17 protein-coding genes and 1 CRISPR repeat array (1 of these 18 running past the window's edge) are annotated in these 20,500 nt (G+C 70.6%); of the genes, 7 read left to right on the top strand and 10 right to left on the bottom strand.

All coding sequences use genetic code 11. The features are described from left to right. Nucleotides 1-539: direct repeats of the CRISPR family, unit length 36 nt; unit sequence GTGCTCAACGCCTTCCGGCATCACGGCGGGGATCGC; it reaches 3,295 nt to the left of the window's first position. Between the two features lie 247 nt (nucleotides 540-786). From cas2 to cas6, 7 genes are read right to left on the bottom strand one after another with little or no spacing between them, the layout of a single operon-like run. Further along, nucleotides 787-1,083: a CRISPR-associated endonuclease Cas2 gene (gene cas2, locus WMF33_RS49320; RefSeq protein ID WP_063815964.1), complete on the bottom strand. Its 297-nt coding sequence runs from the start codon at nucleotides 1,081-1,083 to the stop codon at nucleotides 787-789. A 9-nt stretch (nucleotides 1,084-1,092) separates the two neighbouring features. Further along, entirely contained in the window at nucleotides 1,093-2,166 is a 1,074-nt protein-coding gene (gene cas1, locus WMF33_RS49315) for a type I-MYXAN CRISPR-associated endonuclease Cas1 (protein WP_437335067.1), read from the bottom strand. A gap of 22 nt (nucleotides 2,167-2,188) precedes the next feature. Further along, nucleotides 2,189-2,863, bottom strand: coding sequence for a type I-MYXAN CRISPR-associated protein Cas5/Cmx5/DevS (gene cas5, locus WMF33_RS49310; protein WP_437335066.1), 675 nt, complete (start codon nucleotides 2,861-2,863; stop codon nucleotides 2,189-2,191). Further along, on the bottom strand, nucleotides 2,860-3,879 hold the full coding sequence (locus WMF33_RS49305; protein ID WP_437335065.1) for a DevR family CRISPR-associated autoregulator: 1,020 nt from the start codon (nucleotides 3,877-3,879) through the stop codon (nucleotides 2,860-2,862). The genes cas5 and WMF33_RS49305 overlap by 4 nt, the downstream gene beginning before the upstream one ends. A gap of 4 nt (nucleotides 3,880-3,883) precedes the next feature. Beyond that, nucleotides 3,884-5,437 carry a type I-MYXAN CRISPR-associated Cas8a1/Cmx1 gene (gene cas8a1, locus WMF33_RS49300; RefSeq protein ID WP_437335064.1) on the bottom strand — a complete coding sequence of 518 codons (1,554 nt, stop codon included), beginning with the start codon at nucleotides 5,435-5,437 and terminating at the stop codon, nucleotides 3,884-3,886. Then, a complete protein-coding gene (gene cas3, locus WMF33_RS49295) occupies nucleotides 5,422-7,884 on the bottom strand; it encodes a CRISPR-associated helicase Cas3' (RefSeq protein WP_437335063.1) in 2,463 nt (820 codons plus the stop codon). Before cas3 ends, cas8a1 begins: the two co-directional genes overlap by 16 nt. Beyond that, entirely contained in the window at nucleotides 7,884-8,513 is a 630-nt protein-coding gene (gene cas6, locus WMF33_RS49290; protein WP_437335062.1) for a type I-MYXAN CRISPR-associated protein Cas6/Cmx6, read from the bottom strand. The genes cas3 and cas6 overlap by 1 nt, the downstream gene beginning before the upstream one ends. A gap of 1,270 nt (nucleotides 8,514-9,783) precedes the next feature. On the opposite strand from cas6, the gene WMF33_RS49285 reads away from it, so the two are divergent. Further along, complete coding sequence (locus WMF33_RS49285; RefSeq protein WP_437335061.1) at nucleotides 9,784-10,743, top strand: hypothetical protein; 960 nt, start codon at nucleotides 9,784-9,786, stop codon at nucleotides 10,741-10,743. Nucleotides 10,744-10,835: 92 nt separating this feature from the next. After that, nucleotides 10,836-11,468 (top strand): glutathione S-transferase family protein, encoded by a 633-nt coding sequence (locus tag WMF33_RS49280; RefSeq protein ID WP_437335060.1) that lies wholly within the window; start codon nucleotides 10,836-10,838, stop codon nucleotides 11,466-11,468. Nucleotides 11,469-11,553: 85 nt separating this feature from the next. Here the strand turns inward: WMF33_RS49280 and WMF33_RS49275 are convergent, their stop codons facing one another. Then, nucleotides 11,554-12,066, bottom strand: coding sequence for a hypothetical protein (locus WMF33_RS49275; protein WP_437335059.1), 513 nt, complete (start codon nucleotides 12,064-12,066; stop codon nucleotides 11,554-11,556). A 107-nt stretch (nucleotides 12,067-12,173) separates the two neighbouring features. On the opposite strand from WMF33_RS49275, the gene WMF33_RS49270 reads away from it, so the two are divergent. Beyond that, nucleotides 12,174-12,737, top strand: a complete 564-nt coding sequence (locus WMF33_RS49270) for a GNAT family N-acetyltransferase (protein WP_437335058.1) — start codon at nucleotides 12,174-12,176, stop codon at nucleotides 12,735-12,737. A gap of 29 nt (nucleotides 12,738-12,766) precedes the next feature. On the opposite strand, the gene WMF33_RS49265 is transcribed toward WMF33_RS49270, so the two are convergent. Then, complete coding sequence (locus tag WMF33_RS49265; RefSeq protein WP_437335057.1) at nucleotides 12,767-14,260, bottom strand: serine/threonine-protein kinase; 1,494 nt, start codon at nucleotides 14,258-14,260, stop codon at nucleotides 12,767-12,769. 303 nt (nucleotides 14,261-14,563) lie between these two features. Between WMF33_RS49265 and hemL the strand changes: the two genes are divergently transcribed. Next, a complete protein-coding gene (gene hemL, locus WMF33_RS49260; RefSeq protein ID WP_437335056.1) occupies nucleotides 14,564-15,880 on the top strand; it encodes a glutamate-1-semialdehyde 2,1-aminomutase in 1,317 nt (438 codons plus the stop codon). A 94-nt stretch (nucleotides 15,881-15,974) separates the two neighbouring features. Here the strand turns inward: hemL and WMF33_RS49255 are convergent, their stop codons facing one another. Next, nucleotides 15,975-17,639: an FG-GAP repeat domain-containing protein gene (locus WMF33_RS49255; RefSeq protein WP_437335055.1), complete on the bottom strand. Its 1,665-nt coding sequence runs from the start codon at nucleotides 17,637-17,639 to the stop codon at nucleotides 15,975-15,977. 268 nt (nucleotides 17,640-17,907) lie between these two features. On the opposite strand from WMF33_RS49255, the gene WMF33_RS49250 reads away from it, so the two are divergent. The 3 genes from WMF33_RS49250 (at nucleotide 17,908) to WMF33_RS49240 (ending at nucleotide 20,480) form a co-directional block, all read left to right on the top strand. Next, nucleotides 17,908-18,516, top strand: a complete 609-nt coding sequence (locus WMF33_RS49250; RefSeq protein WP_437335054.1) for a hypothetical protein — start codon at nucleotides 17,908-17,910, stop codon at nucleotides 18,514-18,516. A 14-nt stretch (nucleotides 18,517-18,530) separates the two neighbouring features. Then, nucleotides 18,531-20,024 (top strand): aminomethyl-transferring glycine dehydrogenase subunit GcvPB, encoded by a 1,494-nt coding sequence (gene gcvPB, locus WMF33_RS49245; RefSeq protein ID WP_437335053.1) that lies wholly within the window; start codon nucleotides 18,531-18,533, stop codon nucleotides 20,022-20,024. 147 nt (nucleotides 20,025-20,171) lie between these two features. Then, nucleotides 20,172-20,480, top strand: a complete 309-nt coding sequence (locus WMF33_RS49240; protein WP_020742172.1) for a hypothetical protein — start codon at nucleotides 20,172-20,174, stop codon at nucleotides 20,478-20,480. The last annotated feature ends 20 nt before the right edge of the window (nucleotides 20,481-20,500 follow it).

Below are 20,500 nucleotides of genomic sequence, written 5' to 3'. Positions count from 1 at the left end.
GTGCTCAACGCCTTCCGGCATCACGGCGGGGATCGCTCGTGGTCGCGCTCTGCGCCCGCGCGAGCTGACGGTGCTCAACGCCTTCCGGCATCACGGCGGGGATCGCCGCGTTTGCCGCGCTCGTGGCCAGGCCGCTAACCGGTGCTCAACGCCTTCCGGCATCACGGCGGGGATCGCCCCGTGACGCCTGAGCGCGTCCAGCACCCGCGCCTGGTGCTCAACGCCTTCCGGCATCACGGCGGGGATCGCGCTCACGTGGACGCTCGCCGACGGCGCGGGCGACGCGTGCTCAACGCCTTCCGGCATCACGGCAGGGATCGCAACAGCCCAGGCGCGCGCGTCGCGTCCACCTCGGTGTGCTCAACGCCTTCCGGCATCACGGCGGGGATCGCTGGGCCTTCGACGCCGCGGTGGCGTCCTGCTTCCCCGAGTGCTCAACGCCTTCCGGCATCACGGCGGGGATCGCTGATCGCCTGCGCAAGGGCCTTTGCCTCGTCGGTGAGGTGCTCAACGCCTTCCGGCATCACGGCGGGGATCGCCCCGCTCGCACAAACCATTGAAATGGCTCACCTATTTCACCTCCCCTGCAAGCTCCACCCTTCCTTGGCCGGGGTCCCCGCCCCGCCCGCGTGCCTGCTCCTCCTCCAGCCGCGTCTTCACTCGCATCTGCTGCCATTCACGCACCTGCCCAGCCCTCAGCACGACGTAAATTATCGTAATCACTAGGTTTGATTGTCAAGGACCGAGGCGCGTCGGGCATCGTGCGCCGATGCTTGATCCTCCGGCTCACACGATCCGGAACGGCGGTGGCTCAAGATCGAGCGGCGCCAGATCTTTGCCCTGAACGGTAACCCTGGTGGCGCAGTCCGGGCAGAGTCGGATGAACATCAGGCGGTCTTCCGAGGCGATGAGCCCGGTCAGCTCGAAGCGCAGGCGCGCAAGCTCGCGAGCCGTTCCGCGCACGCGGAAGACCGAGTACTGAACGGGCTTTCCCCAGGCGCTCAGCACCTTGTGCACCTTGCGCAGCGCCTTCGGCTCGGAGACGTCGTACACGACGAGATGCCAGTGACGGGGCTCGGGCATGGGGAACCTCTACCGGATACGAAAGCGGGCAAAGAGACCAGGCTCGCCCGACCACTCTTTCTCCAGCAGCCGCACTTCGAGCTCCATCATGCGCGCATAGGAGAGAGAGAAGCCGAGCACGTCGTGGCGGTACTCCTCGTGCTTGCGACGCTCGTACACCTCGATGAACGCGCGACGGCCAACATCGGACAGCCAGACCTGACGGCCCGTGATCGCGAAGTCGCGCTCCGCATCGAAGGTCCGGCGGTTGACAGCGCCGAGGACCGCCATGTCGACAACTGGGACCCGAAAGAGCTCGGTCAAATCCAAGGCCAGCGGGAACGCTGCGGAACGTGGCTGGTGCAGCACACCGAAGCCGGGCTCCAGCCCGACCCGGAAGATCGCGCTGAGCACGTCCCGGTAGAGCAGCGTGTAGCCGAAGGAGAGCAGCGCGTTGAAGCGATCTTCCGGCGGCCGGCGAGAGCGACCGCGCGGGCGCAGCGCGTCTCCGGCATCCGGATGCACGAGCACCGCGAGCGCGCTGAAGTAGCCACGCGCAGCGTTGCCCTCCTGACCCATGAGCGACAGGCGATCCGCGGCGCGGCGCAAGCTGCCACGCAGGATCTCGATCGGCTCCTCGACGGCCGCGCGCAACGAGTCGTCCTTGCGCGACGCCCTGAGCACATGGCGAAGCTGCATCTCGATCTTCGCCGTCACCAGCCGCCGGGCGAGCTCGATGGCGAAGATGTTGTCCGTCAGCCCGCGGAACTGGCGGATCCTCCGCTGCACGCCCGAACTCCCGCCGCTGAACACGCCGATGTGTGCCCCGCCGACGCCGACGAAGTGGACACCGATCTCCTCGGCGGCGCAGAGTCTGAGCGCCTGCGTGGTGATCTGCGCATGACCGTGCACCACGATGTCGCTCACCTCTCGCGCTCCGATCCGCGTGCGCTCACCTTCGCGCTCGATCACGTCGAACGCGTCGGCGGAGCGACCGCGTCGAGGATGGCCGCGCTTGTGCTCCACCGGGTACAGGTCGCCGCTTCGCCCGCGGAGCGCGTCGATGCGCCCTCGGATGCTCAGCGCGGCCGACGCGAGCGTCATCTCGACGACGTCTCCCGGCGGCTCATCCGCCTCGGCCAGGACGCGGATCGTCGATCTCCACGAAGTGCTCCCGCGGAGGCGAGCGGGAGACCTCCTGCGATTCCGCGTCGAAGTGAAACCGCCGCCAGCGCGTGTGGAGGGAGCCGACGTGATCGACCCACGTGGGCAGCTCGACTTCCCCTGCCTCATCCGGCACCAGCCGTCGCCACCTGCCCTCCGGTTCGCTCACCAGGGTCACCGCGTCGACCGCGTCGTCGCTGAGGCCCAAGCACACGATGCCGCTCCGCGTGACGGTCTCCGGCGACAGCACGGCGCGCTCCACGCGCTCCTCCAGCCCTGGGCGAGCCGCGCCGTGCCCCTCGCCTGTGACCTCGCCGGCGCTGTCGATCCAGCAGAGAAAATCGAGCCCGCAGAGCGTCTCGACGAAGTCCGGCGCATTGCCGAGCTTCTCCTGCTTGGAGGCCACCCCGTACTTGTACCGGCTCAGCTTGCGGAGCGTCGTCGCGACGGTCGGCTGGCGCGCGTACGCAAACGCCAGGCGCACCCCGGCGTGACGCGCGCGCGATCGCTCGCCGACGAGCGACAGGAGCATGCCGTACACCGTCGCCGGCGGCGCGAACGGATAGCTCTCGGCGAACGATCGCGCGTAGGACTTGCGGAAGCTCGCGTACGGCGCCTGGACGCGAACGGTGATCATCCGCCGGCGCCCGATGCGGCGACCGCCGCGAACGGCCCCCCGAGCCTGGCGATGCGCGCCCGCGTCTCCACGCCCGCCGCGGCGATCCCGGGCAGCACGGTCGCGCCGAGCTCCTTCAGCCGCGATCCAGCCTGCGTGGCAGCGATCTCGCCCGCGACGATGAGCTCGCCCGCGGGGACGTCGCCGCTCTGCACGCGATGAAGAAGGCGATCGACCTTGTAGGTGCGGCGCGCCTCGTCGTGATCGAAGCAGTTCTGGATCCGGGACGAGTGCGCGTGCGTGAGCCGGAGGACGATCGACGCTGGCGAGAAATCGTACGCGAAGCGCGCGTGGTTGCCCGCGACCGGCGGCGGATCGAGGATCGCGTCGACGAGGTGACCGATGTTCCGCTTGTCGACCACGTCGCCGAGGTTCAGGCCGAACGAGTACTGATACTCGGTCGTGTGCATCTCGGCGCTGTAGAGCGAGAGCTTCCCCTTCTCCTTCTCGCCGCTGACGGCGTTGTACGAGAGCTCTCCACGGTACGGACGCAACGACACGGCGCGACCGACCGCGAGCGGGCTCGGGCGCTTCGTCGTCTTTCCCTTGCCCTTCGGCTTGGCAGCCTGTTTTCCCTTCTTGCCGTTGCCTTCCTTCGCGCCTGAGGCCCCCGCGTCCTCCTCGGCCTCGTCGCCGTCTTCCTCCTCTCGCTCCTTGGCCGCGGCAGCCGCGTCCATGAAACCCATGAGATCATCATCGACAAAAACGGCACCCGCGGGATCCCAGCCGGTCCGCTTCTCGTCCTCGTACTTCAGCCTCCCCAGGCCGCCGTCGTAGCTGCGGTTGACCCGGAGCCCCTGGAGCTGGAACCGGTAGCGGATCGCGAAGCGAATCGCTTCCGCCGACACGCTCGTGTGCAGGTCGTCCTGGAGGAACACCTTCTGCAGCGTGGTCGTATTGCCGATGTTCTCGCCCCGGTTGTTGGCGGCGACCGCCTCGCCCGTCAGCACCGTCCCGTAGAGATAGTTCGTGGGCATCGTCTCACACCTCTCCCGTGGTCCGCGCGCTCGTGTCGTCCTTCGCGTAGCTCACGAGCGCGAAGAGCAGCAGGTTCTGCAGCCGCTGTGCATTCCGTTCGTTGAAGATGAACTCGCGCAACACGGCGGCCTCCTTCTGCGCCGCGGGCAGGGAGGCACCCCGGGTCGCGTCGGCGCAGAAACGCAGGAACCAGCCCGCAAGCGCGTCGGCCGTCTTGGAGCGCAGGATCGAGTTCCGGATCCGCTCCCGCTCCACCTCGGTCAGCCGCTCGAAGCTCAGCCCGTCGCGGCGCGCTCGCTCGCCGAGCGCGCCCATCGTCTTGCGCCACGCCTCGTGAAACATGTCGATGACGGCCTGGTCCACGCCGTCCTTGATCGCCTCCTTCATCTTCTGCAGCCCTTTCTGCGCGAAGCGCATCCTCGAGAAATCCTTCGACTCGCTCACGAGCTCGCGGAAGTGCGCCGCCCAGTGCCGGCCGGTGGCAAGGTTCGCCGCGACGAGCTCCGGGATCGGGCTCATCGGCACGGCGTAGCCGTCGCCCTTGCTCCCCGGGACGATCCTCGTCTTCCCGAGATGCGTGCTCGCGCTCCGAAACACGTCGAGCTCAGGGTAGGTCAGACCGATCCTCACCGTGGCGCTCCGGTTGACCTGGTTCTTGTCCCACGCCACCTTCCCCATCGCGATCGCCTGGAGACCCGCCACACCGGGGCTATCGCGCAGGTCGTCTGCCGTGAGATCGACGAGCAACCGCAGCGCCGCCTCCTCGGCGCCGCCAGCGACGCGCCCGAGATAGCTGCTGCTGAGCCGCGGCCGCTCGACGTCGACCCCCGCCACCGCCCGCAACGCCCTCGAGAACGCGACGAGATCGCTCACGTCCGGCACGACGACGCACGCCTGCATCTTTTCCTTGTACGTCCTCGGACGCAGCAGAAACACCGCGCTGCCCACCATCAGGTAGAGCAGCAGGATCGCCTCCTCCGCGGTGGTCTCGAGCGGCTGCATCCCCGTCATGGCGCCCGGGACCACCGACTGCGGGATCGTCGCGACCGCGGGGAACCGCCCCGCCGACGAGCCCTTCTTCGCCGGCTCGAGCAGCCCGGTCCCCTGCGCCTTCTGGTGGGCATACGAGGTGACGGCCTTGTACGTGAACAGCCCGCGGGTCTCGTCGTCCGCGCTTCGAATCTCGACGCGCTTCGGCTCCTTCTCCGAGGGGCGCATCTTGGGGTGCTGCAGGAAGGTCGCGCACAGACCGTTGTGGATCGCGAGGCGGAGCTCGACATTATCCTCGGCCACAGCCTGGCCGACGAGATCGATCAGCTTGTCCTTGGTGAGCCGGAACGAGGCGTCGAGGATCCGCTGCAGCGCCTCCTGATCGGAGAGGTCGTCCCGCCACGCGAGCCGCACGCGGTCGCGCTGGACGTCGTGCTCGATCCCGGCGGGCGCGCTGCGCGGCTTCGCTCGCCATGCGAGCACCGTCGATGCAAGGCCGCCGAGCGCCGCGCGGTGGTAGACGGTGTAGTTCGGGTTCGTGAGCCGGTAGGTCAGCTCTCTCGCCATCGCGCGCCGGTCCCTTCTCCGGTGGATTCGTCGTAGTCGTAAACGACAGCGTCCTCGAGCGCGACGGGCAGCCCGGCCACGCGCGGCCACCCGTGCACCGCCTGCCTGATCGGGATCGACACCTCGTGCTCGCGGAGCCACTCGGCGGTCGGGGCGCTGTCGCCATGGTCCCGCCGGTGCGCGGCCACGTCGCGCTCGAGCAGCACGGTGACGGTGTACCCGGCGCCGCGGGTGCTACCAGGCCGCGTGCGCCAGAGGCCGCTGCGCTCTGGGACCCCCAGGAAGACGGCGGCCTCCTCGGCGGCGGCGTAGTCGATCGCATGCGCTGAGGCGAGGGAGGCGAACTGCTCCGAGAGATCGCGCTGGTGCAGCGCGCGCCCGAGCTTCGCGAGGTTGCTCCTCCAGACGCGGCTCGCCTCGATCTCCTCCGCGCTGTAAGGCAGCGCCTCCTTCACCGGGACCGGCACGATCAGCGCCCGCTTCGGGCTCCCCGGGGACTTGGGCGTGGCGCGTCGGTTCAGACGTCCGAGGCGCTGGATCAACGCGGGAACGGATGCCTCGTCCGAGACCAGCAGGTCCGCGGAGAGATCGAGCGACATCTCTGCCACCTGCGTGGCGACCAGCAGAGCCGGCGTCCCCGCGCGCTTGAAGCGATCGATCACCCGACGGTGTCGGCGGCTGCGATCTTTGTACCGCAGGCGCGAGTGGTACACGTCGACCCTCATCTCCGGGAACCGCTCGACCGCGTTGCGGTACACCGCGTTCGCCCACGCGACGCGGTTCCGCACCCAGAGCACCTTGCCGCCTCCGCGCAGGCAGGCGTCGATCTCTGGCCAGCAAGCCTCCGAGCTCTCGGCCTCGGCCACGCAGTACCGCGGAAGCGTCTCCAGGTCGGCCGGCCCGGGCACGACGTGGACGTCGGGCCGAACCTCGGCCAGCGCGCGTCGGCGCGCCTCCGGCAGCGACGCGGTCATCAGCAGCACCGGGATGCCCGGGAAGTTCTTCAGGAACACCAGCAGGTGCCCGAAGAGGTGATCGTCGAACGCGTGGATCTCGTCGAAGACGATCGCCGACTGCACGATCGCCGGCAGCGCGCACAGCGCACGGCGTGCGTTCGCCATCAGCCCGAGCACGGTGTCGGCGGTCGTCACCGTGACGCGCGCGTCCCAGAGCGCGAGCGCCTCGATCTTGTCCCGCTCGGCTCTCAGCGCGTTCTTCGCTGACTCGGCGCGGTCCGAACGATCTGCGCCGTCTCCCGCGTCCTCGTCTTCCTCTTGGTCGGCGGTCGTCGCGAGGGTGTGCAGGTCGACGGACGCCCGCGAATGGACAAGCTCCGCCGGGACGTCCGCCTCGATCGCGTAGTCCTTGAAGTGCTCGGTGGTCGTGCCGGTGGTCGGGAGGCAGAAGAACAGGCGGAAGCCGGGTGCACCGGCGATCTCACGGCGTGCACACCATTCGCGCACCCAGAGGTAGGCAGCGACGCTCTTCCCGGAGCCGCACCCCGCCTCCGCCAGCGTCAGGCGCGAAGGGGACGCCGCCACGTCCTCCTGAAACGGCCGGTACCCGAAACCAGGTGGAAGCTGCGAGAGGTCCACCGGCGCCCGGCCGTCGTAAGTCCGCCACGCCCAGCGATGGATCAGCCCGGTCAACTCGCTGCGGGTGAGCCGCGTCGACAAACTGCGAGCGATGAACTCCGGGAGGGAGTAGCGCGCTGCCATGACGTGGCGCCGTGCCACCGCGCTCGCCGCCACGTCGGCGGCGATGCCGAGCCCCTTCACCAACGCAACGAAGCGGCGCTGGCGGTCGTCCTTGAAGTCGGCCTCGGCGTCCCGGAAGTCGTCGACCATCTGCTGTCGCATCGGCCCGGCGACGCGGTCCGCACGGTCCCGCCTGCTGCGGCCGATCGTGAAATCGCGCTCGAACCTGGGCGGCGCTGGCAGCCCGAGGTCGGCCGCCATGTCCCGGAGGAGCGTCGCGAAGTCCTCGTGGGCTGCGTGCACGGTCAGCGCGGCGCCCTGGTTCATTCCAACCTGCTCGTCGAACTTGCGGTGGTGACCGAGCGCGCCCCACGTCGCGACCAGGAGGACCTCCTCCATCGGCGCGAGCCAGCGACGGATCGCGGGATCCAGCCAGACGAGGAACCCGGAGACCGTCTCATGCCGCACGAGCTGCTCGATCTGCGGCTGGTCGTGGACCATCGCCTGGAAGTCGCTGTTGGCCTTCCCGACGTCCTGCATCCAGCCGCACAGCCGCAGCGTCATGGCGAAGCGCTCGAGCTCGCCTGCGTCAAGCGCTGCCGCCTCCAGTGCGGCCGCACCGATCACATCGGCCAGCGCCCGACACGCAGCGGCCACGTCGCGGCTGTGCTGCGTGAGGAGCGCGAAATCCGGCGGGCCTTGCTTGAAGCCCTTGCGGTCGTACGACTTCGCGAGGAGCGGCGAGCGCATCACGCCTCGGCCCGCGCCTGCGTTCGACGAGCGCGACGCCCGGTCGGCACGAGCACACCGCACCCCATCCGCTGCTTGCCTCCGAGGCCCGCGTACTGGGCCCGCAGCGAACCGTCCGGCGTCAGCTCATGCAGCGCCGTCTCGAACCCCACGACGGTGTAGCCGTTGACGGTGATCGTGCGCCGTCGCCCGAGCTCGATGCGCGCGGCGACCTCCAGGGCGTCGAGCTGCCGCCGCAGCGCCTCCCGGAACGGCTCCGGCTCGGTGAACCCCTTGATGACGACGATGCGGGCGCGCAGCTCCGCTGCGGGCTCGATCGCGTGCACCGTGGAAACGCCCACTCGCGCGGAGTGTCCATCGAGCTCGAGACGCTTGCCGGCAAGGCAGAGGACACGAGCGATCTGGCCAGGCTCCAGCCGGAGGCGAAGGCCGCGGTGTGCGTCCACCGCGAGCAAGCCGTCAGGCCGTGGCACGCCGGGAAGCGGGTGCACCGCGAGCCACCCCGCGCCGTGCAGGTCGCCGGCGATCCGACAGATCGCGCCGAACAGGGCGTAGCCGTGGTCGAGCGGGACGAGATTCGCCGCGAGGCGGAACGCGATATCAACGCGTGGTGCGATCTCCTGGGACACCGACATCTCCTTGAAGGACAGGTTGTGCGCTCATGCAACAAACCGCGCATCATCATCGATGAAGCAGAGCAGCTGTACCCGACTGCGTTCTTTCGATGACGGATTGCTCTCAATAGTCTCTTGATTGCTTGAGGAACCAGAACCGATCCCACTTTAGAGAAGTGATCGTTTCTGTCATCTGCCATGCCCCTGCAGCATCCACACAATCAGCACGACCGCTCCTGCAACAATCCCTAGGTTTAACGGATTGACCGCGGACGTGGCAACAGCCAAACCAGCGCAGCCGATCGTAGCAACAAGCTGTTCTCGGCCGCTACCAGCAGAGCCGCCGGGCGTTCTGCGCCGCTCAGGCGCAGGAAACGATGGCTTGTCGGCCATTCCTGTGTCAGCCTCTGACGAGGCGGGCAATTTCAGTCGGGAAGGCTGCCGTCGCCCTCTCGCCCTCTTGCCCTTGTCGCCACGCACGGTACCCTCCTCGCCCTCAGCACAAAATCACGCTTGCGCACTGAACCGTGGTTCCAGTGCGGACACGAAGCTGGAGTCGATAGTACAGATGCGAAGCTAGCTAACTGCTACGAAGCTAGCGCTGAACAAAAGCGGCGGCAAGAGGACGATGGTGGGTACGGAAGGAGTTGATGCTTGAGCTCGCACCATCGACAACCGAGTTCGAGTGTTGAGCATGTACACATCCGCAGCTGGCACGGATGGTGCTCGTGGAGAAATCTCGCCGTGATGCCGGAAGGCGATCCCTCTCCGATCAGCTGATCGGCAAACCGAACCAGCCGCCACAGCCCTGCCCTCGGCTCCGCATCCTGCAGCCGCCGACGAAGCCGTAGCGGAACGCAGCCCGTGCAACCGCCTGCACGCCCGCACCGCCTACAGCGAAGCTCCGCGCGCTTCCCGCAGCGTCCCGCACCACCTGCAGCGAAGCTCCGCGCGCTTCCCCCAACTCCTGCACCACCTCCGGCGAAGCCCGCGCACTTCCCGCAACGTCCTGCACCACCTCCGGCGAAGCCCCGCGCGCTTGCCGCAACGTCCTGCACCACCTCCGGCGAAGCCCCGCGCGCTTCCCGCAGCGTCCTGCACCACCCGCCGCGAAGCCCGGCGCACTTCCCACAACGTCGCAGCGTCCTCCGCCGCCGGCCAGCCGATGCACCGGCCGGAGCACCGTCTGCTCCTCCACCCACCCGCCCGGGCTCCCAGCTCGACCGACCCGCTCGCCCAGCACGTCGTTCAATCCCCACGCCCCGCGCGACCTCCCCTGCCATTCGTGCAACCGCACGACGATATTCATGAATCGCATCCTTTTCGTGCTCGCTCGCGGCATTCTCTCCAACGCGACTTAGTCCTTGCGTCCATGCCCAAACCCAAGAACCCGAACAAATCAGGGACACCCGCCGTCGAACCCACCCAGCTCCATATCGCGGAGGCGGCCTTCCAGCGCGTGAAGCCCGACCTGGACGCGATACCGCTCGTCGGGCTGGACACGCCGCGGCTCGACCTCCAGGCAGCCGCCGTGCAGGCCATCGGCGTGGCCCAGACGCTCGCCGCGCCCGAGCTGCGCCAGCGCATCGCGGCCATCGCCGCGGCGGGCGCGCTCGACGCCGCGCTCATCGACAGACTCGAGAGCGTCGCCTGGGCGACCTGGTTCGCCCGGCACAAGCTCCTCCTCACCTCGGCCACGCACTCCGGGGCGGCGCTCCCGGCCACCCTCGTCGAGCGCGCCTACGAGATGCGCGCGCGCATGCTGAAGACCCTCGAGTACCACCTCGACGGCGACGCGGAGGCCACCGCCCAGCTCGCGCACCTGCGCGCGGGCAGCGGTCACCTCGACCTCGCCAACGACCTGTCGGGCGTCGCCGATTTGTACCGCAGGCACCGCGACGCCATCAAAGACGACAAGAGGAACTTCCGCAGCGAGGACGAGCAGGAAGCGAGCGCCCTCGCGGAGCAGATCCTGCGCCTGCTCGGCGCCACGTCGACGCCCGAACAGACGCTCTGGAAAGGCTACCAGGCGCGCGCCGCCAAGCTGCTCTTCCGCCATTACGACGAAGCCGTCCGCATTGGCCGGTTCCTCTTCTATTACGACGATCCCGAAGGTCGATTCCCCAATCTGTACACGGCGACACGCTCCACGCCGGCGTCCCCTCGGCCCGACAAGAAGCCGGATGCCGGCCCCGTGAAGCCCGAGCCCGATCCGGTCGATCCGCTCGTCACCGGCATCGCCTGATTCAGCCAGACGCGCACGCTTTCCCGCGCGCTCCTCATCCCCGCCACCCGCGCCCGCTCGCGCCCTCCGGCCGCATGCGCTACTGCGCCGGCATGCGCCTCTACACGTTCCGCCACTCGCCCAACGCGCTCAAGGTGCGCCTCGCCCTCGCCGAGCTCGGGCTCGCCTACGAACCGGTCGAGGTCGACCTGTTTCGAGGCGAGCAGCGCGCCGAGGCGTTCGCCCGGCTGAACCCGCACCGGAAGGTGCCCGTCCTCGAGGACGGCCCGCTCGTGCTCCGGGAGTCGAACGCCATCATCGCCTACCTCGGCCGCACGCACGGGACGACGCGCTGGCCCGACGTGGCGACGTCCGAGGCCAGGGCGCTCCAGTGGCTGTTCTTCGACAGCGCGCACCTGACCCCGCACTGCAGCGCGATCTGGTGGACCAACGTCGTCGCGCCGAAGACGGGCCTCCCCGCCCTCGCCGAGGCGGTCGTCAAGCGGGCCAGCGACGAGGCGACGCGCTCGCTCGATCTGCTCGAGGCAGAGCTCGAGGCCCCGTACCTGCTCAAGAGCTCCATGTCGCTCGCGGACTGCTCCGTCGGCGCCGCCCTCTCGCTGCTCCGCGGATCGCACCTCGACGACGCCGGGCGCTGGCCGAAGGTGATCGCCTACCGCGAGCGGCTGCGCAGCCGCGACAGCTGGGCCGAGGCGGGCGGCGACGCGGTCAGCGACCTCGGTTGAGCGACGCAGCAGGCGCGGCGCGCCCGCGGCGATCGCCTCGCCCTGCGTCGCCCGCGGCGATCGCCTCGCCCTGCGTCGCTCGCGGCTATCGCCTCGCCCTGCGGCCGATCCCGCGCGCGTCGCGCCCGATCGGCTCGCCCAGCTCGAACGCCGGATCCCCGGCCGCCGCCGGCAGCTCCTGCGGCTCTCCCGGCTCGAGCGGGCCGTGCGCCCGCTCGGCGTCGACGACCGACGGGTAGTGCTCCACGTCGCCGTCGACCCGGAAGCCGCCCGCGCGCGCGGGGCGCACCACGCGCCCGAGGACGAGCCCCTCGTCCCAGATGCCGCCGTGCTCGACCGCGATCGCCGCGCCCACCGCCACGTCAGAGAGCCGCGCGGGCGCGCCGTCCGGCCGCCTCGGCGTGGGCCGCCAGCGCAGGATCGCGTCCTCGTGGAGCACCACCACCGGCAGATCGCCGGGCAGCTCGGACACCCCGCGCGCAAAGCGGACCCGACGCCCCGGCGCCCCAGCGCCCTCCACCCCGCGCTCGCCGCCGGCGCCCTCCGCCTCCTCGAGCGCGGCGAGCGGCTCCGCACCCAGTTCCTCGAGCGGCGCCATGCGAAGTCCTCCCCGAGAGGTGTCGGCCGAGCGCACGGCGACGTCAAGGCCGCCCGGCCCGTGCCCCGCGCTTGACGCCCCGAGACCTCCGCTGATGCCATCGGCCGATGACGTCGTTCGATCCGTTCCCCGTCCTCACGACGCCGCGCCTGACGCTCCGCGCGATCACGCCCAGCGACGTCGAGCGCATCTTCCGCATCCAGTCGGATCCGGAGGTGGTGCGCTACGCCGGCCGCGGGCCGGACGGCTCGCTCGCGGACTCGGAGCGGCGCATCGCCACCGTCATGACCGGCGTCCGAGAGAACACCTCGATCCGCTGGGGCATCACCCTCAAGGAGAACGGAGAGCTCGTCGGCACAGGCGGCTTCTGGCGCTGGAACAAGCCCCATCGCTCGGCGGAGATCGGCTACGAGCTCCTGCCCGCGTTCTGGAACCGGGGGATCATGACCGAGGCGCTGCGCGCCGTGATCCGCTTCGGCTTCGAGTCCATGGAGCTCCACCGCGTCGAGGCGCAGATCGATCCGGACAACCGCGCCTCCGCGCGCGTGCTCGAGCGCCTCGGCTTCGCGCTCGAGGGGCAGCAGCGCCAGAACTGGTACTACGACGGGCGGTACACCGACACCGCGCTCTACGGCCTGCTGCGCGGCGAGCTCGCGGACGCCCCGACGTGACCCGCGCCCGCCGGCCTCCGCCCCCGCGGCTACCTCGCCGCCGGCGCGCGCCCGCTGCCCGGCGGCGCCGCGGTCCCGGGGCCGGGCTCGCCCTTCGCGTCCAGGTTGATCTGGATCCGCGCGGGCGACTCCGACGTGATCTCCACCGTCTGCGAGACGCCGTCGCTCGACCGCGCCTCCACCACGAGCGACACCCCCGGCTTCGGCCGCGCGATGACCTGGCTGCCCACGCCGAGCACCACGCCGTTCAGCTTCACCACCGCGGCGCTCGGCTGCGTCTGCACCGCGATCGGATCCACGATGGGCCGCTGATCCCTCGGCCGGCTCAGCGCGACGAACATGAGCGACGCCACCGCGACGCCCGTCGAGACCGACGCCACGAGCCACGGCAGCGCCACCGGGCGCAGCGCGTCGCTGCCGGCGCGCATCAGCCCGCCGATCCCCCACCGCGGCGCCGTGCGCGCGTTCCGCGAGCGGCCCTCCGACGGAGGCCCGACGCTCAGCGTCGCCCCCGGCTTCGGCCGCCACCCGGGGCGCTGCTGCGGGACGATCGCGTCCGCGATCCGCTGCCGCTCCTCCTCGAGCTTGTCCCCGCAGCGCGCCATCAGGAGCTCCGCCACGTGCGCGGTCGTGATCACGCCCGACCTGCGCATCAGGAAGTCCTCCAGCGCGCTCGCCATCTCGCCCGCCGTCTGGAAGCGCCGGTCCGGGTCGCGCGCGAGCGCCTTCAGGATGATCTCCTCGAGATCCCGCGGGCACTGCGGCGCGATCAGCGTGGGCCGCGGCGGCTCCGACGACCCGGTCTGCGGCAGCACGAGGTCGTGCAGCACCTGGAACGGGAGCGCGCCCGTCACCGCCTCGAAGAGCACCACGCCGAGCGAGAAGATGTCCGAGCGGCGATCGACCTGGTGCCCCTGCGCCTGCTCGGGCGACATGTACTCGCCCTTGCCCTTGATCTCGCCGGTCTGCGTCGTGTCGCCCAGCCGCTCGAACGCCTTCACGATCCCGAAATCGGCCACCTTCACCGTGCCGTCGCGATCGATGAGGATGTTCTGCGGGCAGACGTCCCGGTGCACGATGCCGAGCGGCACCCCGCGCTCGTCGTGGAGCTCGTGCGCCGCGTGCAGCCCGTGCGCCGCGTCGGCCACGACGCGCGCCGCCATCGCCGGGGAGATCGGCATCGGGCGCAGGCCCGGCCGGAGCAGCCGCTGCATCGTCTGCCCGTCGATCCACTCCATCACGAGGAAGAGCACGCCGTCGGTGTCGCCGAGGTCGAGGATCTCGACCACGTTGCGGTGATGGATCTTCGCGGCGAGGTTCGCCTCGTCGAGGAACATGCGCTGGAACTGCGGATCGCGCGCGAGCGCCGGGATGAGCGTCTTCAGCGCGACGACCTTGTGGAAGCCGCGGGAGCCCTCCATGCGCGCGGCCCAGACCTGCGCCATCCCGCCCTCGCCGATGAGGCGCAGAAGCTCATATCGCCCGAGACGCTGCCCCGGAGCGGGGTCCTCGGAGATCCGCATGGCTCACCAGACGCTTGTGCTCGGGGAGCCGCGCCCGCGGTCCCCAGGAGCAGCTCGGGCCGCGGGTCGCGGCCCCCTCTCTCCAGGCGCTCACCATAGCCAAGCGCGGCCGCGCAGCAAAGGATCGTGTGGATCGAAGGCCGCCCGCGGCCACCCCCGGACCGTCGCGCCGCGCCACCTCCGGCGCCCGCGACGCCGCGCGTCCGGCGCGACGCCGCGCGTCCGGGGCCGCGACGCCCCCGCGCCCGGCGGCCTCGATCCGCGTCGCTCCCCCGCCCTGCCCCTGCTATGGCCCGGAGCACGATGACGAACGAGAAGAGCGCCCCCCCGCCTGCCCGCGGGGGCCGAGCCCCCGCCTCCAAAGCCCTGTTCGACCGCGCCGCCGCCGTCCTGCCCGGCGGCGTGAACAGCCCGGTGCGGGCCTTCCGCGCCGTCGGCGGCGACCCCCTCTTCATCGCCCGCGCCCAGGGAGCGCGGCTGTTCGACGCCGACGGCGCCGAGTACATCGACTACGTCGGCTCCTGGGGGCCGGCCATCCTCGGCCACGCGAACCCCGCCGTGGTGGAGGCCGTCCGCGAGGCGGCCCTCGGCGGCCTCTCGTTCGGCGCCCCGACCGAGCTCGAGGTCCGCTTCGCCGAGAAGATCCGCGAGCTCTACCCGAGCATCGACATGCTGCGCTGCGTCTCCAGCGGCACCGAGGCCACGATGAGCGCCATCCGCGTCGCGCGCGGCTTCACCGGCCGCGACGCCATCATCAAGTTCGAGGGCTGTTACCACGGCCACGCCGACCACCTGCTCGTCAAGGCGGGCAGCGGGCTCGCCACCTTCGGCGCGCCCGACTCCGCCGGCGTCCCCGAGAGCGTCGCCCGCGCCACCCTCTCCCTGCCCTACAACGACCCGGCCGCCCTCGAGGCCGCCTTCGCGGCGCGCGGCGGCGACATCGCCGCGGTCATCCTCGAGCCCGTGGTCGGCAACATGGGCTGCGTCCCGCCGGAGCCCGGCTTCCTCGCCCTCGTGCTCGACCTGTGCCGCAAGCACGGCGCGCTCTCGATCTTCGACGAGGTGATGACCGGCTGCCGCCTCGCCCGCGGCGGCGCGCAGGAGCGCTTCGGCCTCCGGCCGGACCTGACCACGCTCGGCAAGATCGTCGGCGGCGGCATGCCCCTCGCGGCCTACGGCGGCCGCGCCGACGTGATGCGCGTCGTCTCGCCGCTCGGCCCCGTGTACCAGGCCGGCACGCTCAGCGGCAACCCGCTGGCGGTCAGCGCCGGGCTCGCGACGCTCGAGCGCCTGACGCCCGACCTCTACGCGCGGCTCGAGCAGCTCGGCGCGTCCCTCGAGCAGGGCCTCAGGGCCGCCGCCGAGGGCGCCGGCGCGACCGCGTGCGTCCAGCGGGTCGGCTCGATGATCACGCTGTTCTTCACGAAGGGCCCGGTCCGCTCCTGGGCCGACGCCGCGACCTCCGACACGAAGCGCTTCAGCGCCTTCCACGCGGGCATGCTCGCGCGCGGCGTCTACTGGCCCCCGTCGCAGTACGAGGCCGCGTTCCTGAGCGGCGCGCACACCGAGGAGGACGTCGAGCGGACCGTCGCCGCCTGCCGCGAGGCGCTCGCGGCCTGAGGCCGGGCAGGCCGGAACGGCGAGGGGCCGGCCGCCGCAGCGATCGGCCCCTCCCGCGAGCGCCCGTGCGGGCGGGCCCCGCGGCGCGCGTCGGTCAGTCCGCGCGGACCCAGCCGTTTCTATAGAGGTTGCCGCGGGCGGTCGGCCAGAGCAGGCAGTTCGTCGACGACCGCGGCACCGTGTACACGTATGTGTTCGGCTCGGGGGTCTGGCCGTCGATCCAGCCGATCTCGCGGAGCGAGACGACGATCTCGATCGTGCCGTCGCCGTTCACGTCGGCGAGCGTCGGCACGGGCATCGCGCCGAGCCGCGGCAGCGGGATCTTGTGGAGGAGCTTGCCGCCCGCGTTGAGGATGAAGAGGTGGCTCCTGTTCTCCTCGGTCGAGTAGGTGTTGAACACGACCTCGGGGATGCCGTCGCCCGAGAGGTCCCCGACCACGACGCCGCCCGTGAGCACCTGCGTGTCGTCCGTGTACTCGACGTCCCAGTACTCGCTCTTGTCGGCGTAGACCGCGTGGATCCGCCCGTCGAGGCCCGCGAAGATCATCTCGGGGCCGGCGCGCGTCGCGTCGAGGTCGGCGACGGTCACCTGCTGCGTCGCCGCCACGATGTTGCCGCCGAGGTCCTCGCCGCCGGACAGGTAGTCCGGCGCGTAGAACGGGCTCTCCCAGCCCGGGATGCGGCTCGCGTCGTTGCGGACCACCCACAGGCCGACGCCCTGGGACTGGTCCGACATGTCGACGTCCTCGGCCGCCGCGAGCATGATGACCTCCGGCGTGCCGTCGCCGTCCACGTCCGCGATCGCAGGGGCCGAGTTCTTGAAATAGGCCTGCAGGTCCCTGCTGTCGCCGAAGCCCTGCTGCGCGAGCGCGAGGTCGTGCATGTACCGCACGCCCGGCGTCTTCGGGCGGCCCTCGAACATGGGATTCGCGTCGAATGCCTCCCCCGTGCCGTGGTAGAACCCGGCATAGGAGTTGTCCATCGGCGAGACGATGTCCTGCGCGCCGTCTCCGTCGAGGTCGCCGATGGCCAGGTTCTGGTCGTAGACGCCCACGATCCAGCACTCGGCGTCGTCGCTGCGGCGGGCGTCGCACCCGATCGTGTTGCTCGCGATCGGCGGGAAGCCGGCGACCGGCGCCCCGCTCGCGTGGAAGGCCATCAGGATGTCGGGGGTCCTGTCGGTGCTCGCGGCCACGACGTCGAGCTGGCCGTCGCCGTCGACGTCGCCGGCGGCGAGGGCGCGGATCTCGTCGTTCCAGGCGACGGGCCAGCCGTCCACCACCCGGCCGCTCGCGTCGAGCATGTAGATCCGGGTGCGCGCCGCGATGACCACCTCGAGCTGCGCGTCGCCGCGGAAATCCGCGACGAGCGGGCTCGCCCAGATGCGGCCGTACTCCCGCGACTCGTCGAACCGCCACTTCTGGGCGCCGTCGGGCCCCCAGGCGACGATGTTGCCGTTGTGCGTCACCAGGATCTCGTTCTCGCCGTCGCCGTCCAGATCGGCGACCGCCGGCGACCCGAGCCACGCGCTCTCGTCGTCGTCGGAGAGCTGGAGGAGGAGCTCCGGCTCCGCGACGTCGGCGGAGCCGCTGCCGGCCGGCGCGCACGACGCGACCGCCGGCAGCGGCTTGGAGCCCCCGGGCACCGGGCGGGGGTGGCTCCAGGAGCCGCTGCTGCCGCCGCCGTCGTCGTCGGGGAGGGTGCCGTCGACGTTGCCGAGCTGGCCCTCGCAGGCGGCAAGAGCGAGGACGCTGGTCAAGAGAGCGATTCTACCGGGAATTACAAAACCTCGGTTGCAGACAAAGGACTTCATCATGGCCTGGAAGCTTACCAGCGCTTCGCGGCCGAAGAAGAGGTGAAGCGGAAAATTGACGCGGTCGCGGATGCGCCGAACGGTGCGTTACGCTCCTCCTTCAGGAGGAGAGGTAGGCTGCATGTCCCCGACGTGGCGCGCGCGCGTCGACCTGCGGGTTACCTGCGGGTTGCCGGTATGGGTGCGGGTAGGTGCTGTGCTAGGCTCCGCCGCCATGAACGTATCGCGACGGCTTTGGATTGCCGGCGCCGCCTGTGCCCTGCTGCTGGGGACGACGGCGCTGGGCTGCAGCTCGAACCCCGCACCGAAGACGGCCAAGGTGGAGGCCGGGGACATGCCCGAAGGAGGCGACTGGACGGGCGTCTATTACAGCGAGCTCTACGGTTACCTGCACCTCGTGCGGGACCCGAACTCCGACTCCATCGAGGGCCGCTGGCTCCGGCCCGTCAAGGATCGGTGGGGCGAGCTGCACGGGTCGGTGGCGGGCGACCTCATCAAGTTCAGCTGGACCGAGCGCGTCATCGGCGCCATCGGGCCCAACTCGACCAAGGAAGGCCGGGGGTACTTCAAGTACACGCGGCCGGAGGGCGAGAACGTCGACGACAAGATCGTGGGCCAGATCGGCCGCAACAAGGATGAGGTCGGCGAGCCCTGGGAAGCGGTCAAGCAGCGCAACATGATGCCGGACCTGCAGTCGATCGGGGGCTCCGACAGCTCCGACATCGGCGGCGGCGACTGGGACAGCGACAACCAGGAGTCCGGAAAGCCCGAGCCGCCCGCCTCCCCCTCCGAAGAAGCACCTGCCGAGCCCCCCGGCCTCTGACATAACAGCCCCCGATGACCCAGCCGCAGCCGCGAGGCATTCAGTTCCGCGAACCCCCCATCTTCGAGCGAGGCACGCCGGGCAGGACCGGCGCGTCGCTCCCCCCGCTCGACGTGCCCGACGTCGATCCCGGCGCCCACTACGGCGCGCTCGCGCGCAAGGAGCCGGCCGGCCTGCCGGAGGTGAGCGAGCCGGAGGCCTTCCGGCACTTCGTCCGGCTCTCGCAGTGGAACTTCTGCATCGACGGGCAGATGTACCCGCTCGGGTCGTGCACGATGAAGTACAACCCGAAGATCAACGAGTGGGCCGCGCGGATCCCGGGCTTCGCGAAGCTGCACCCGATGACGCCCGACGAGCTCAGCCAGGGCTCGCTCGAGGTGATGTGGCGCCTGCAGGAGGCGCTCTGCGAGGTCAGCGGGATGGACGGCTGCTCGCTGCAGCCGTCGGCGGGCGCGCAGGGCGAGCTCGCGGGGCTGATGATGATGCGGGCGTTCCACGAGTCGAAGGGGCGCTCGCCGCGGAAGGTCTTCATCCCGGAGAGCGCCCACGGCACGAACCCGGCGAGCTGCGCGCTCAACGGGCTGGTCGCCGTCAGGATCGAGAAGACCGCCGACGGCATCACCCACCCCGAGCAGGTCCTCGCCGCGATCGAGCGCGAGGGGTCGGACGGCGACGTCTGCGGGCTGATGATCACGAACCCGAACACCCTCGGGGCGTACGAGACGCACCTGCCGGCGATCATCAAGCTCATCCACGACAAGGGGGGGCTCGTCTACGGCGACGGCGCGAACACGAACGCCATCATGGGGCACGCGCGGCCGGGCGACGTCGGGATGGACGTCATCCACATCAACCTGCACAAGACGTTCACGACGCCGCACGGCGGCGGCGGCCCCGGCTCCGGGCCGGTCTGCTTCAAGAAGCACCTGGAGCCGTTCCAGCCCGCGCCCGTCCTCGTGCGGCGCGGCGACGCGCTCGCGTGGGACCGCGATCGACCCCAGAGCGTCGGGCGGCTCCGGGCCTTCACCGGCAACTTCGGGATGTTCATCCGCGCGTACACGTACATCCGGGAGATGGGCGGCGAGGGGCTCACGGCGGCGAGCAGCCTGGCCGTGCTGAACGCGCGCTACCTCTGGGCCAAGCTGAAGGACCACTACCTCGCGCCGGTGCCGCAGCCGTGCATGCACGAGGTGGTGCTCTCCGACAGCCAGATCGAGAAGGAGACCGGGGTCAAGACGCTCGACATCGCGAAGCGGCTGCTCGACTACGGCTTCCACGCGCCCACGGTCTACTTCCCGCTGGTCGTGCCGGGCGCCCTGATGATCGAGCCGACCGAGACCGAGACGCGCGAGACCCTCGACGAGTTCGCGGCCGCGATGCTGAGCATCCTCAAGGAGGCGCAGGAGACGCCGGACGTCGTGAAGCAGGCCCCGCACGGGACGGTGGTGGGCCGCCTCGACGAGGCCCGGGCCGCGCGCCAGCCGCGCCTGCGGTGGTCGAGGACGTGACCCTCCCGGAGGAGGCGGCCGGCGCGCGGCCGCCTCCGGCGGGCGGCGCCGGGCGGACAAGCGCTCCAAATTCGCGAATCTCCGCCGGTCGCGTCTACAATGAGCGCCGAGGGTCCGTGGTGCGGTACCTCACGGGACGAGCGACGCGTGGCCGATACCGTTGAGAACGAGGGCGACATCGAGACGATCAGCCAGACCACCCCGGTCTCGGTTGGAGACACCGTGCGCCTGGTGTTCCGCGCCTACGACGAGGCGACGCCGCCGTTCAACATCAAGATCCGCTCCCCCTCGGGGAAGATCATCATCGAGCGCGTGCTGCGCGACCTGCCCACGGGCAAGCCGCAGAGCGCGTCGCCGGTCGAGTTCAGCGCGTCGTCCCCGGGCGAGTACAAGATCGAGATCAAGCAGCTCTACGGGAAGCAGAAGGGCACGGCCGTCCTCCGCGTGAAGCCCTGACGGGCGAGCGCCTGTCCCAG

This window comes from Sorangium sp. So ce394, assembly GCF_051474665.1.
GTDB classification, from domain to species: domain Bacteria; phylum Myxococcota_A; class Polyangia; order Polyangiales; family Polyangiaceae; genus Sorangium; species Sorangium cellulosum_D.
The sequence above is the reverse complement of the archived record's forward strand: the minus strand, read 5'-3'. Positions and strand labels throughout refer to the sequence as shown.